10 protein-coding genes are annotated in these 13846 nt (G+C 65.0%); 7 read left to right on the top strand and 3 right to left on the bottom strand.

What is annotated here, in order from left to right:
- Positions 1 to 188: 188 nt before the first annotated feature.
- The 4 genes from Q7U29_RS15675 (at position 189) to Q7U29_RS15660 (ending at position 5406) form a co-directional block, all read left to right on the top strand.
- Entirely contained in the window at positions 189 to 1106 is a 918-nt protein-coding gene (locus tag Q7U29_RS15675) for a pirin family protein (protein ID WP_304742958.1), read from the top strand.
- A gap of 62 nt (positions 1107 to 1168) precedes the next feature.
- Entirely contained in the window at positions 1169 to 2083 is a 915-nt protein-coding gene (locus Q7U29_RS15670; RefSeq protein ID WP_304742957.1) for a phosphoribosylaminoimidazolesuccinocarboxamide synthase, read from the top strand.
- 171 nt (positions 2084 to 2254) lie between these two features.
- Positions 2255 to 3058, top strand: a complete 804-nt coding sequence (locus Q7U29_RS15665; protein WP_304742955.1) for a crotonase/enoyl-CoA hydratase family protein — start codon at positions 2255 to 2257, stop codon at positions 3056 to 3058.
- A 149-nt stretch (positions 3059 to 3207) separates the two neighbouring features.
- Positions 3208 to 5406: an SLC26A/SulP transporter family protein gene (locus Q7U29_RS15660; RefSeq protein WP_304742953.1), complete on the top strand. Its 2199-nt coding sequence runs from the start codon at positions 3208 to 3210 to the stop codon at positions 5404 to 5406.
- A gap of 139 nt (positions 5407 to 5545) precedes the next feature.
- Here the strand turns inward: Q7U29_RS15660 and Q7U29_RS15655 are convergent, their stop codons facing one another.
- Positions 5546 to 7042: an NAD-dependent succinate-semialdehyde dehydrogenase gene (locus tag Q7U29_RS15655; RefSeq protein WP_304742951.1), complete on the bottom strand. Its 1497-nt coding sequence runs from the start codon at positions 7040 to 7042 to the stop codon at positions 5546 to 5548.
- 86 nt (positions 7043 to 7128) lie between these two features.
- On the bottom strand, positions 7129 to 7449 hold the full coding sequence (locus Q7U29_RS15650) for a hypothetical protein (protein WP_304742949.1): 321 nt from the start codon (positions 7447 to 7449) through the stop codon (positions 7129 to 7131).
- Positions 7450 to 7814: 365 nt separating this feature from the next.
- On the opposite strand from Q7U29_RS15650, the gene Q7U29_RS15645 reads away from it, so the two are divergent.
- Positions 7815 to 9014, top strand: coding sequence for a serine hydrolase (locus Q7U29_RS15645; RefSeq protein ID WP_304742947.1), 1200 nt, complete (start codon positions 7815 to 7817; stop codon positions 9012 to 9014).
- Between the two features lie 195 nt (positions 9015 to 9209).
- Complete coding sequence (locus tag Q7U29_RS15640; protein WP_304742945.1) at positions 9210 to 10904, top strand: AMP-binding protein; 1695 nt, start codon at positions 9210 to 9212, stop codon at positions 10902 to 10904.
- A gap of 263 nt (positions 10905 to 11167) precedes the next feature.
- On the opposite strand, the gene Q7U29_RS15635 is transcribed toward Q7U29_RS15640, so the two are convergent.
- Positions 11168 to 12169: an adenosine kinase gene (locus Q7U29_RS15635; protein WP_304742943.1), complete on the bottom strand. Its 1002-nt coding sequence runs from the start codon at positions 12167 to 12169 to the stop codon at positions 11168 to 11170.
- Positions 12170 to 12261: 92 nt separating this feature from the next.
- On the opposite strand from Q7U29_RS15635, the gene murJ reads away from it, so the two are divergent.
- The gene (gene murJ / locus Q7U29_RS15630) at positions 12262 to 13818 is read left to right on the top strand and encodes a murein biosynthesis integral membrane protein MurJ (protein ID WP_304742941.1); all 1557 of its coding nucleotides are present in this window, start codon (positions 12262 to 12264) and stop codon (positions 13816 to 13818) included.
- Positions 13819 to 13846 lie beyond the last annotated feature (28 nt).

The following is a 13846-nucleotide window of genomic DNA, read 5'->3' as shown; positions in this document are numbered from 1 at the left end:
TTTGGAAATGGTCAATTTCGACTACAGGTTGCGCGGCCGGCTGAAACATGCCTTGCAAAAGCGTTGGATTTACACCGACCGGCCACCCGTTTCGCCCTCCAGCGATGGCGGAGAGGCCGGTCCACGGGGATGCCGGCTTGTCACTGCGGCGCCGGCGCAAGATAATGGCTCAAACCGCTGGAGACTTCATGAGCTGGCATCCCTCCGACGATCCCGTTCTCGGCGACCCCCTCTCCTGCGACGCGCTTGAGCTGGTCATCGTGCCGCGCACCCGCGACCTCGGCGACGGATTCGCGGTGCGCCGCGCGCTGCCGCATGGCAAGCGGCAGATGGTCGGCCCCTTCATCTTCTTCGACCATTTCGGGCCGGTGCAGTTCATGTCCGGCAAGGGCATGGACGTTCGCCCGCATCCGCATATCGGGCTCGCCACGGTCACCTATCTGTTCGACGGCAGCATCATGCACCGCGACAGCGAGGGCAATATAAGGGAAATCCAGCCCGGCGCGATGAACCTGATGACCGCCGGGCGCGGCATCGCGCATTCCGAGCGGACGCCGGACGTGCAGCGGGCGAGCGGCCAGAAGATGCTCGGCCTGCAGAGCTGGATCGCATTACCGGCCGCCTCGGAAGAAATCGCCCCGTCGTTTCAGCATTACGCCGCCGCCAGCCTGCCGACGGTTCAGGATGGCGGCTTCACCGCCCGCGTGATCGCAGGCAGCGCCTTCGGCGTGACCTCGCCGGTGACGATGGTGTCGCCCTGGTTCTACACCGAGGTAACGGCACAGGCCGGCATCCGCGTGCCGCTCGACCCCGACCATGAGGAACGCGCGATCTACGTGGTCGACGGCGAAATCGAAATCGCGGGCGACCGCTACCAGGGGCCACGGCTGCTGATCTTCCGGCCGGGCGACCGCATCACGGTCGACACGATAACACCGACGCGGATGATGTTTCTCGGCGGCGACGCGCTGGAAGGACCGCGTCATCTCTGGTGGAATTTCGTCTCTTCCAGCAAAGAGCGGATCGAGCAGGCCAAGCAGGACTGGAAAACCGGCCGTTTTGTCCATGTTCCCGACGAGCATGAGTTCATTCCGCTGCCGGAGTGAGCTATCCCTCTTCGTGCGTCTCTCGCGCGCAAGCGCGATCGTTCCCCTTTGAAAGTGCCCCGATGACCACCATGCTCGCCAGCGACCTGCCCCTTCCCCGGATCGGCCGCGGCAAGGTTCGCGATATCTACGCCGTCGGCGACGACCGCGTGCTGCTCCTGACCACCGACCGCATCAGCGCGTTCGACGTGGTGATGGCCGAGACCATCCCGATGAAGGGCGCGGTGCTCACGCAAATCAGCGCCTGGTGGTTCGGGCTGCTCGAGGGCGTGGTGCATCACCACATGATCAGCGCCGATGCCGATGAAATCATCCAGCAAGTGCCGGCGCTGCAGGGCCATCGCGCCTCGCTCTCCGGACGCGCGATGCTGTGCAAGCGCACCACGGTATTCCCGATCGAATGCGTGGTCCGCGGCTACATCTCCGGCTCGGCCTGGAAGGAATACGCCGCACAGGGCACGCTGGCTGGCGAGAAGCTCCCCTCCGGCCTGCTGGAGAGCGCCAAACTGGAGCCCGCGATCTTCAGTCCGGCTACCAAGGCCGAAACCGGTCACGACGAGAACATCACGATCGCGCGCATGCGCGAGGTTCTGGGCGACGAAGTCGCGTACGAACTGGAGAGCATGAGCCGCGCCGTCTATACGCTCGGCGAAAAGATCGCCCGCGAACAGGGCATCATCATTGCCGACACCAAGTTCGAATTTGGCCGCGACCAGGACGGACGCATCATCCTGATCGACGAGGTGATGACCCCCGACAGTTCGCGGTTCTGGGCGGCGGATGCCTATCACCCCGGCCAGCCGCAGCCGAGCTTCGACAAGCAGCCGCTGCGCGATTACCTCGATGTCGAGCGCCGCGCCGGGCGCTGGAACGGCGACGCCCCGCCCCCGCCGCTGCCGGCCAGCGTGGTGGACGCCACCAGCAAGCGCTATCTCGAAGCCTATCGCCGCGTGACAGGGAGCGAGCTCGCCGTCTGAGCCCGTCATTGCGAGGAGCTCTTGCGACGAAGCAATCCAGCTTTGCTGCAGCTCGGAGAAGGTGGATTGCTTCGCTTTGCTCGCAATGATGTTGATAGGCCGGAGTGATTGTTCAACCGCCGGCTCCGATGCGAAACTCCGTGACAACGCTAACGCGACTGGGAGCGCCACATGACCGACACCGACACAGTCCTCGTCGAACGCGATGGACCGGTGACCATCGTCTCCATCAATCGCCCGCATTGCCGTAACGCCGTCGATGGCGCCACTGCGCGAAGGCTGTTCGATGCCTTCCTCGCCTTCGACGCTGACGCCGAGGCATCGGTCGCGGTGTTCACCGGCACCGGCAGTCATTTCTGCGCCGGCGCCGACCTCAAGGCGGTGGCATCGGGCGATCCCAACAAGAAGCGCGAGATCGGCGGCCACGATTCGATCGCCCCGATGGGCCCGAGCCGGCTGCGGCTGACCAAGCCGGTGATCGCGGCGGTGGAAGGTTTCGCGGTGGCCGGCGGCATGGAGCTGGCGCTGTGGGCCGACCTGCGCGTGGTCGCCGAGGACGCCACTTTCGGCATCTTCTGCCGCCGCTTTGGCGTGCCGCTGATCGATCTCGGCACCATCCGTTTGCCGCGGCTGATCGGTCATTCACAGGCGATCGATCTCATTCTGACCGGACGCCCGGTCGGCGGGCCCGAGGCGCTGCGTATGGGCCTTGCCAACCGGCTGGTACCGAAGGGCGAAACCCGCGCGCAGGCGATTGCGCTGGCCAGGGATATCGCGGCCTTCCCGCAAACCTGCCTGCGCGCCGACCGGCTGTCGGCGCTGCGGCAATGGGACCTCGAAGAGGAAGCCGCTATCGCCAACGAAATGCGCGGCGGACTCGCGGTGATCGCCTCGGGCGAAACGCTGTCGGGTGCTGCGCGCTTTGCCTCCGGCGTCGGACGACATGGCGCGTTTGGAGGCAGCAAAGCGGACTAACGGCCATCGTCCGTGCACGCGCTGGGACGGCTGCTGATGGATTGCTCGCACTATTTCCATCGCGACTTCGCGCTGTCATAAAAATGTTGTTGTCGCCCCGCGCCGCGGTCGTCTACCACTGACGGCCGGCGGCAGGGACAAATCAGCGCGTGGTCAATCTTTTCTCAAGTTTCGGTCCGAGGGCACGGACAGCGCTCAATGATGTTCTCGGCGGCTGCGCCGCCAGCGTTTTGACCGTCACCTTCGGGCTGTCCTACGCGCTGCTGATCTTCTCCGGGCCGCTGTCGCCGTATTTGTCCTACGGCGTTGCAGCCACCTTCATTTCATCGGCGATTCTCGCTGTCGTCCTGGCGCTTGGAAGTTCGTTGCGCTTCGCGGTCGGCGGCGTGGATACGTCGACCGCTGCGATAACGGCCATATTGGCTTCATCGCTGGTCGAACGGATGATCGCGGTCGACCCGTCGCCCGCCCTGCTCGCCCCGGTTCTCATCACGCTGGCAATTTCGGCCATCGCCACCGGCATCGTGCTTTGCGGCTTCGGTGTGACGCGGATGGGCCGTGCGATCCGTTACGTACCTTACCCCGTGGTCGGCGGCTTCCTCGGCGCCACCGGCTGCCTGATCGTTCTGGGTGCCGTTGAAGTCATCACCGGCCAGCGTCTTCGATTCGCTACACTCGACCGGTTCGCCAACGTGCTGATGCTGTCCGAACTGGGTGCTGCCTGTGCCATGGCGGCGATCCTGTATCTGACCTGGCACCGCTCTCGCAGTCCATTTGGATTGCCGTTGATCCTGATCGGCGGGGTAATCGCCACTCACGCGGTGTTCTGGCTCGCCGGGATCTCGCTGGCAGAGGCGCAGGCGTGGGGTTGGACCTTTCAGGCGCCCCCGCAGGTGACCTTCATGCTGCCGTGGAGCTCCACCGAGATTGGCCATTATCCATGGTATGCCTTGCCGGATCTGCTCGGCAATTTGATTGCGGTCGTCTTCGTCACTGCGACAAGCGCATTGTTCAACACCACCGGCATCGAAGTCGCGGTGCATCGCGAGGCCAATCTGGAGCGGGAGCTGAACGTCACCGGCATCGCCAACATCCTGTCGGGCGCGGCCGGCGGCTTTACCGGCTGCATTTCATTCAGCCGAACCCTGCTCAATTTCAACGGCGGCGGCACCGGCCGCCTTTCCGGCCTGATCGTTGCCGCGGTCTCCGTCCTGATGCTGGGGGCGGCCCCGATGCTGCTCGGCTACATGCCGAAATTCGTCCTCGGCGGCCTCCTGATCTATCTGGGCGCGGATCAGCTGCACAAATGGATCGTCCAGTCGCGGCGACGGCTGTCGAAGACCGAATATGTGTCGTTGCTGGCGATCATCGTCATCATTCTGCAATGGGGTTTCGTCCCCGGCGTGCTGATCGGCATCGTGATCGGTTGCGCGACGTTCGCACTGAGCGCATCGCGCATCGCTTCGATCAAGTTCAGTTTCGACGGTTCGGAGTACCGCAGTTCGCTGGATCGCTCGCGCGACGATCAGGCCGTGCTTGCCGCGCATGGCGTCAAAATTCAGGGCCTGAACCTGCAGAGCTATCTGTTCTTCGGTTCGGCCAACCGGCTGTACCAGCACGTCAAGGCGCTGATCGCGCGTCAGCCGGAATGCCGGTTTCTGGTGTTCGACTTCAAGCTCGTCACCGGCATCGATTCGTCGGCCATCTACAGTTTTGCACAGATCAAGCGCGCCGCGCTCGGTCTTGGTATCAGGCCGGTGCTGGTGCACCTGTCGCCCGCGGCGGAAAGGGCGCTGCGCTCCAGCGGATTCATTTCGGACGAGGTCAGCATCGTGCCGGAACTGGATCACGCGCTGGAGTGGTGCGAGAACGAGATCATTGCGCAGCATCAGGACCTCGCGAAGGAAGAAGCCTCCTTGCGCGACTGGTTCACCCAGATTCTCGGCACCGAGCAGGATGCGGCTTCGTTGATTCGTCGCTGCCAGCGTATGGAGGTCGACGCCGGCGAGACCATCGTTCGCGCCGGCGATGTCGCCGATTCCATGCATTTCATCCTGGATGGACGCGTCGGAATCATGATCCCGGCGGATCAAGGCCGCACCACCCGGGTGCGAAGCCTCGGCCGATACACCACGATCGGCGAGATGGGCCTCGTCTCGCGCGCGCCACGCAACGCCACGATCCAGGCCGAAGTCGCCAGCATCCTCTACGTGCTGGACGCCAGGCAATTCGAGGCCATCAAGACCGACGATCCCGCGCTCAGCCAGAAGCTCCTGACCTATTTCGTCTCGGTCATGGCCGAGCGACTGACCTTCGCCAATCGCACGATCGCGGTGCTCAGGAGGTAGGCTTTGTCGTCCCGGCCTACGCGCCGGGACCCATAACCACCGATGTTCGCATGGTGCGAAGGTCTCTGGCATCCGTGCGCAAACCGGGAGGCCGCGGCGTATGGGCCCCGGCGTTCGCCGGGGCGACGAGCCGGTTGGGCTATATCCCCGCCATCATCACATATTTGATCTCGACATATTCTTCCATGCCGTGATGCGAACCTTCGCGGCCGAGGCCTGATTCCTTGACGCCGCCGAAGGGGGCTACCTCTGTCGTGATCAGGCCGGTGTTGACGCCGACCATGCCGGACTCCAGGGCTTCGGCGACCCGCCAGACCCGCCCGAGATCGCGCGAATAGAAATACGACGCCAGACCGAACGGCGAGTTGTTACACATCGCGATCACGTCGGCCTCGTCCTTGAAGCGGAACACCGGCGCCAGCGGCCCAAAGGTTTCTTCATGCGCGACCAGCGCGTCGGGCGCGACATTGGACAGCACGGTCGGTTCGAAGAAGCTGCCGCCAAGCGCGTGGCGCTTGCCGCCGATGACGATCTTCGCACCGCCCTTGACCGCATCGGCAATGTGCTTCTCGACCTTGTCGATCGCGTCCATGTTGATCAGCGGGCCCTGCGTCACACCCGCCTCGGTGCCGTCCCCGATCTTCATGGCAGCTACTTTTTTCGACAGCTTTTCGACGAACTGGTCGTAGATCCCGTCCTGGGCATAGAGGCGGTTGGCGCAGACGCAGGTCTGGCCCATGTTGCGGTATTTCGAGACCATGGCGCCGTCGACCGCGGCGTCGATATCGGCGTCGTCGAACACCACGAACGGCGCGTTGCCGCCGAGCTCGAGCCCGAGTTTTTTCACGCCGACCGCGGCCTGCTGGTACAGGATCTTGCCGACCTCGGTCGAACCGGTGAAGCCGACGAAGCGTACCGCGGGATGTTCGCACAGCACCTTGCCGATCGCGGAGGAATTGCCGGTGAGAATATTGAACACGCCCTTGGGCACGCCGGCCTTTTCCGCCAGCGCCACCAGCGCCAGCGCGGTGAGCGGCGTCTCGTTGGCGGGCTTCAGCACCACGGTGCAGCCGGCGGCCAGCGCCGGCGAGACTTTCCGGGTGATCATCGAGCAGGGAAAATTCCACGGCGTGATCGCGCCGCAGACGCCGATCGGCTGCTTGATGGCGAGCAGCCGCGCGTCGGCCCGCTGCGTCGGAATGGTTTCGCCATAGACCCGCCGCGCCTCCTCGGCGAAGAACTCGACATAGGCGCCGCCGATATCGACTTCGCCCAGCGCTTCCGCCAGCGGCTTGCCCTGCTCGGAGGTGAGGATCAGCGCGAGATCCTCGCGGTTGGCGATGATCAGGTCGAACCATTTGCGCAGGATGTTGGAGCGCTGCTTGGCGGTGAATTTGGCCCAGGCCGGAAACGCGCGCTCGGCGGCTTCGACGGCCAGCGTGGCTTCCGCGGTGCTCAGCTTCGGCACCTTGGCCAGCTCGACGCCATTGACCGGATTGGTGACGGGATTGGCTGGGGTGCCGGTCCAGGCGCCGTCGATGTAGCACTGCTCGCGCAGCAGCGAGGGGTCCTTCAGGCGATCGCGCAGGGATAGCGCGGAGGACGAGGTACGGGCTGCAGCGGCGGTCGGGGTCATGGCGTTGCTCCTTGGGATGCTTTTGGCCTTGGAGCCGAATATAGGCGCAAACGGACCGCGATGCATCAACGGCCCATCGCAACGATTCAGGCCGCGCCGCTCATATAGGTTTCGCGGCGGCCGATCATGCGCTCCGCGGCAGCCTTGGCGGCGGCCTTGGAATGCGTTGCGCAGGTGCGATATTCGAGATCCGGCAGCTTTTCCGGGTCGCGGCGGCCGAACCATGATTTCGGACCGACCGACAGCAGCGCCAGCGCCTGCGCCAGATTGTCGACCGCGCCGAACGAGTGCAGCGCGCCGGTACCGGCGACGCGGACTTCATAGATGCCGGGGGTGATCGGCGCTTCCAGATTGTCGCCGCGCCCTGCCCGGGGATACCGCTTCCATTCGCTCCAGGTCGAGATCATCTCCGCCCCCTCGTCATCAAGAAAAAATCGCTACCAATTGTATCAAAATGGACGGCCGGCAGCACCAAATTCCGCTGCGTTTCAAACGCTTTATCGACAAAATAGTTCCGCGGCACAGCGCGCTTCGAACATAGCCCGGATATCGGGTGCGGTCATCGGAATTGCAACCCGTCCACCGCAAAATCTGACCTCGTGTTGCCGCTCGGTCCTTCCCGCATGCTTATGGGCCAACGCCCATTGCCTGTCACACCCGCCATCATCACGAGCGCGCGATCCGGGACCCTGTCCGCCGCGCACGCTTGCGGGAAACGGGCGGCGGGAGGATGATCGGGCACTTCAATCAACAATAAATCGGGAGGTGACCCATGCAGAGTCAAGCTCAGATCGATCAGGTGCTGCGCCAGAAATGCGACGCCGGCGAGATTCCCGGCGTGGTCGCGATGGCGGCCAACGGCAATGAGGTGATCTACCAGGGCGCGTTCGGCAAACGCGACCTGTCCAAGGACGACCCCAAGGATAACGCCATGACGGCCGACAGCGTGTTCTGGATCGCGTCGATGACCAAGGCCATCACCACGGCAGCGGGCATGCAGCTGGTCGAGCAGGGCAAGCTCTCGCTCGACGACCCCATCAGCAAGATCCTGCCCGATCTCGCTTCACCGCAGGTGCTGGAAGGTTTCGACGCCAGCGGCGAGCCGAAACTGCGCCCGGCAACGCGGCCGATCACGCTGCGCCAGCTCATGACCCACACCGCCGGCTTCGCCTACGACATGTGGAACGGTGACATGGCAACCTATCTCGGGAAAGCGGGTATTCCGCCCATCACCACCTGCCAGAACGCGGCCTTGAAGACGCCGCTGGCGAGCGACCCCGGCACGCGCTGGGAATACGGCACCAACATCGATTTCGTCGGCAAGGCGATCGAGGCGGTCAGCGGCAAGAAGCTCGATGCCTATCTGCGCGATCACATGCTGGCGCCTCTCGGCATGAGCGATACCGCCTTCAAGATCGGCGACGCCCAGCGCAAGCGCCTGGTCGGCATGCACGCCCGCGGCGAGAACGGCGCGCTGGCCGCGATCCCGTTCGAACTGGAACAGAATCCGGAGTTCCACATGGGCGGCGGCGGGCTTTACGGAACGGCGGGCGACTACATCAAGTTCACCCAGATGATCCTCAACAAGGGCAAGGGCAACGGCAACCAGGTGCTGAAGCCCGAGACCGTGGCGCTGATGAGCCAGAACAACATCGGCGACCTCAACGTCGGCAAGATGATTTCGGTGGCGCCTGCCTACACCAACGACGTCGACCTCTATCCCGGCATGGACAAGAAATGGGGGCTCAGCTTCCTGATCAACACCGGCAAGACACCGGAGGGCCGCAGTCCCGGCAGCCTGGCCTGGGCCGGCCTCGCCAACACCTATTTCTGGATCGATCCGGCGCGTAACGTCGCCGGCGTGATCCTGATGCAGGTGCTGCCGTTCGCAGACGGCAAATGCCTTGAAGCTTTTGCGGGCCTCGAGCGCGGCGTCTATGCCGGGCTCGATGCGGCGCAGCGCGCGGCGTGAGAGAAGAGCGCACGACCTCGCCCACCCACAACTCGTCATCCCCCGCGCATGCGGGGGATCCAGTACGCCGAGGCTCCTCGGTTGAACACGACCGTCTCTGGATACTGGATCGCCCGGTCAAGCCGGGCGATGACCGCGTTGTTTGTATTATCCATCAATGACGCTGATAGACTGGATTTTTTTGGAGAGACCGACTTGACCGAAATTGCGGATAGCTACGTCTGCGGCATCGCGGATGCGCCGTTGCTGGGCGATACCATCGGGCGCACGCTGGATCAGGCGGCGCGGCGCTGGGCGAAGCGCGAGGCGCTGGTGTCGCCGAGCCATGACGTCCGATGGACATGGGCCGAACTGGCCGCGCGGGTCGATGCGCTGGCGGCGGGCTTTCTCGCGCTCGGGCTGGAACGCGGCGCGCGCATCGGGGTGTGGTCGCTGAACCGGCCGGAATGGGCGCTGACGCAGTTTGCCGCCGCCAAGGCCGGCCTCGTTCTCGTCACCATCAATCCGGCCTATCGCTTGAGCGAACTCGAATTCGCCTTGGCAAAAGTCGGCTGCGCCGCGCTGGTGACGGCGACCGCGTTCAAGACCTCCGACTACATAGGGATGCTGAACACACTGCTGCCGGAGCTGGCGACGGCAACGCCGGGCGAGCTGCAGGCGGCGCGGCTGCCGCACTTGCGGGCGGTGATCCAGATCGGCGGCCCGGCCGCATCAGGCACCATACCGTTTGGAGCGGTCGCCGGCATGGGCAACGCGCGCCACCGCGACGAGCTCGCCGCACTCGGCAAGACCCTGCAGTTCGACGACGCCGTCAACATCCAGTTCACCAGCGGCACCACGGGAGCGCCCAAGGGCGTCACGCTGACTCACCACAATATTCTCAACAACGGCTATTTCGTCGGCCGCGCGATGCGCCTTACCGAGGCCGACCGCATCTGCATTCCGGTGCCGCTCTATCATTGTTTCGGCATGGTGATGGGCAATCTGGCCTCGGTCACATCAGGCGCCGCCATGGTCTATCCCGGCGAGGGTTTTGATCCCCTGGCGACGCTGCAGACCGTCGAGCGGGAGAAATGCACGGCGCTGTACGGCGTGCCCACCATGTTCATCGCCGAACTCGACCATCCCGATTTTGCGAAGTTCGACCTTTCGTCGCTGCGCACCGGCATCATGGCCGGCGCGCCCTGCCCGATCGAGGTGATGCGGCGCGTCAACGAGCAGATGAACATGCGCGACGTCACCATCGCCTATGGCATGACCGAAACCAGCCCGGTCAGTTTTCAGAGCGCCACCGACGATCCGCTGGAGCGACGGGTCTCCACCGTCGGGCGCATCCATCCGCATGTCGAGGTCAAGGTGGTCGACCTCGAAGGCCGCATCGTACCGCGCGGCGAACGCGGCGAACTCTGCACCCGCGGCTACAGCGTCATGCTGGGCTATTGGGACGAGCCGGAAAAGACCGCCGAAGTGCTCGATGCGAGCGGCTGGATGCACACCGGCGACATCGCCATCATCGACGCCGAGGGCTATTGCAACATCGTCGGCCGCATCAAGGACATGGTGATCCGCGGCGGCGACAACCTCTATCCGCGCGAGATCGAGGAATACCTCTACCGCCATCCGAAGATCCAGGACGTGCAGATTTTCGGCGTCGCCGACGCCCGCTACGGCGAGGAGCTGTGCGCCTGGATCCGGGTACGATCAGGCGAAACCCTGACCGCCGACGAGGTCCGCGCCTTCTGCCAGGGCCAGATCGCCCACAACAAGATCCCGCGCTACGTCGAATTCGTCGAGGAGTTTCCGATGACGGTGACCGGCAAGGTGCAGAAGTTCCTGATGCGCGATGCGGTCGAGGCGAAGCTGGGGCTGAAGGCGGCGAAGACGGCGTAGTCCGTCATTGCGAGCCAACGGGTCGGCGCGAAGCGCCGCCCGATGACAGGCTCCGCGAGGCAATCCATCGCGCGACGCCAAGGAAGAATGGATTGCTTCGTCGCAAGCGCTCCTCGCAATGATGTTGATGGCGGGGGGCCGCGTTCTCGGGGGCAGCGCCGGCCCGAGGGGCCTGACCAAAAAAGTCGAAAACAACCCCATACACAGAAAGGGTTGTGGGTCGCCCCGCGCGTGGAGTGCTACATCTAGCTACGTCCGCCCCCTTACACCGGTAGCCCGTTCTGCTGCGCCAGTTCCTTCAGCGAGGCCTGCGGTCGCGCCCCGATGTGCTGGATCACTTCCGCGGCGGCCAGCGCGCCGAGGCGGCCGGCGGCCTCATGGCCGGCGTTGCGCACCAGGCCGAACAGGAAGCCGGCGGCGAACAGGTCGCCGGCGCCGGTGGTGTCCACCATCTTTTCAATGGGGAAGGCCGGCACCGCGACGACACCGTCTTTCGACGCCACGACGCAGCCCTTCTCGCTGCGGGTGACGACGCCGAGTTTGGTATCCTCACGCAGCTGTTTCAATGCCGTGTCGAAGTCGGACGTCTGGTACAGCGAATGCAGTTCGGCTTCGTTAGCGAAAATGAGATCGACGGTGCCCTTGCGCATCAGGTCGAGAAATTCGTCGCGGTAGCGATCGACGCAGAATGAATCCGACAACGTCAGCGCCACCTGGCGCCCGGCGCCATGGGCGATGGTGGCGGCCTTCACGAACGCTTCCTTGGCGCTCTTGGGATCCCAGAGATAACCTTCGAGATAGATGATGCCGGAGGCCGCGACCTGGGCCTCGTCGATGTCGGCGGATGTCAGCTCCTGCGCGGCGCCGAGATACGTGTTCATGGTGCGCTCGCCGTCCGGCGTCACCAGGATGTAGGAGCAGCCGGTGGCGGGGCCGTCGGCCGCGGCCTTGGTCTCGAACGCGACCCCGGCGGCGCGGATGTCGTGGGTATAGAGCCGGCCGATCTGGTCGTCGCGGACCTTGCCGACATAGGCGGCGCGGGCGCCGAGATTGGCGACGCCCACGATGGTGTTGGCGGCCGAGCCGCCCGACATTTCGGTAGCCGGGCCCATGTCGGCGTAGATCGACAGCGCGCGGGCCTCGTCGATCAGCGCCATGCCGCCCTTGGTCATGCCGTGGCGGGCGAGGAAGCCCTCATCGGTCTGCACCAGCACGTCGAAAATCGCATTGCCGATCCCGAGAACGTCGTATTTTGCGTTAGCCATTTACCCGTCCTGTTTACGGCATTGTGCGAAAGGTTGCGGCCTACCAGATCGGCCCCCTGCCAGCAAGCTGGGCGGCTGCTATAGGACCTCCAATGATCCGCTCCTTTCTCACCGTCTCCTCGGGAACGCTGGCCTCGCGGCTGCTCGGCTTCGCGCGCGATGCGATGCTGGCGGCGCTGCTCGGCACAGGCGCCGTCGCCGACGCGTTCCTGGTGGCGTTTCAGGGGGTCAATGTGATCAGGCGGCTGCTCACCGAGGGGGCGCTGAACGCGTCGCTGGTGCCGGCCTGGCTGCGGGTACGCGAGACCGGGGGCACGGCGGCGGCCGCCGCCTTCGCCGGCAGCGTGCTCGGCACCGTCAGCGCCGCACTGGTGGCGGCGGCGGCCTTGATCGGCCTGTTGATGCCGCTGGTGATATCCGCGCTGGCGCCGGGCTTTGCCGCGACGGCAACGCTGCAACTGGCGGTCGACGATGCGCGTTTGATGCTGCCTTATCTCGCCTTCGCCGGCCCCGTCACGGTGATGATGGCGCTGTTGAATGCGCAGGGACGTTTTGCGCTGACCGCATTCTCGCCGCTGCTGTTCAACATCGCGCTGATCGCTGTGATGGCGGCGCTGCTGGTGTGGCGACAGGATGCCGGCTTCGCAGCACTTGCCGTCGCCGCCACCGTCGGCCTGGCCGGGCTGCTGCAATTGCTGATCCTGGTGTCGCATGGCGGCGGAATCGCAACGCCGCCGCGCATCAGCTTCGATTCGCAGATGCGCGGCTTTCTCGGCAAGGCGGTTCCCGGCATGATCGGCGGCGCGGGGCCGCAATTGCTGATCCTAGGCGGCGCCGTCATCGCCTCGTCATCGCCCTCGGCGGTGTCGTGGCTGTATTTTGCCAATCGTCTGATCGAATTGCCGCTCGGCCTGGTCGGCGTCGCCATCGGCGCGGTGCTGGTGCCCGAGCTGACGCGCGGCGTGCGCGCAAACGATTCCGGCGCCGTCGCGCATGCCGAATCGCGCGGACTCGAACTCAGCGTTGGGCTGGCTTTGCCGGCGACGCTGGGATTGATCGCGCTCAGCGAACCGATCGTGCGCCTGCTGTTCCAGCACGGCGCCTTCAGCGCGGCCGATACCGCGGCGACCGCGCAGGCGATGATGTGGCTGGCGCTCGGCCTGCCTGCCCATGTGCTGGTCAAGGCGCTGTCGCCGGCCTTTTTCGCGCGCGAGGATACGCGCACACCGCTCAAGGCAACGGGATACGGATTTGCGGTCGCGATCGTGCTCGCCGCGGTGCTTGGTCATATGTACGGCGCCAGCGGGATCGCCGCCGCGATTTCGTGCGGGGCCTGGAGCAGCGCGCTCAGCCTGATCCGGCGCGGGGCCGCGACATTCGGCTTCTCGATCGATGCGGCGGCGCGCCGGCGGCTGCCGCGCATCGTGGCGGCGGCGCTCGTCATGGGCGGGCTGCTGTGGCTGGCGGTGGCGTTCGTCCTGCCCACAGCGGCGACCGTACACGGCCTCGTGCAGGCCGCGCTGCTGGGAGTGCTGATCGCAGGCGGAATGGTGATTTACGGCGGGCTTCTGGCCTGGTTCGGCGTTACCAGCTGGGCCGAAGCGGTGACCGCGATTCGCCAAACCAGGGCTTCCGGCTTGCGCAGCTAGGCCCCGCGTGGCATGGGACGGCCCGAAA

This window comes from Bradyrhizobium sp. (assembly GCF_030654605.1).
Lineage (GTDB): Bacteria > Pseudomonadota > Alphaproteobacteria > Rhizobiales > Xanthobacteraceae > Bradyrhizobium.
The sequence above is the reverse complement of the archived record's forward strand: the minus strand, read 5'-3'. Positions and strand labels throughout refer to the sequence as shown.

Bases quoted from the DNA above. Each gene is read 5' to 3' on its own strand.
- murJ (WP_304742941.1), top strand. From the start codon at position 12,262: ATGATCCGCTCCTTTCTCACCGTCTCCTCGGGAACGCTGGCCTCGCGG.
- Q7U29_RS15675 (WP_304742958.1), top strand. From the start codon at position 189: ATGAGCTGGCATCCCTCCGACGATCCCGTTCTCGGCGACCCCCTCTCC.
- Q7U29_RS15650 (WP_304742949.1), bottom strand. From the start codon at position 7,449: ATGATCTCGACCTGGAGCGAATGGAAGCGGTATCCCCGGGCAGGGCGC.
- Q7U29_RS15645 (WP_304742947.1), top strand. From the start codon at position 7,815: ATGCAGAGTCAAGCTCAGATCGATCAGGTGCTGCGCCAGAAATGCGAC.
- Q7U29_RS15665 (WP_304742955.1), top strand. From the start codon at position 2,255: ATGACCGACACCGACACAGTCCTCGTCGAACGCGATGGACCGGTGACC.
- Q7U29_RS15635 (WP_304742943.1), bottom strand. From the start codon at position 12,169: ATGGCTAACGCAAAATACGACGTTCTCGGGATCGGCAATGCGATTTTC.
- Q7U29_RS15670 (WP_304742957.1), top strand. From the start codon at position 1,169: ATGACCACCATGCTCGCCAGCGACCTGCCCCTTCCCCGGATCGGCCGC.
- Q7U29_RS15655 (WP_304742951.1), bottom strand. From the start codon at position 7,042: ATGACCCCGACCGCCGCTGCAGCCCGTACCTCGTCCTCCGCGCTATCC.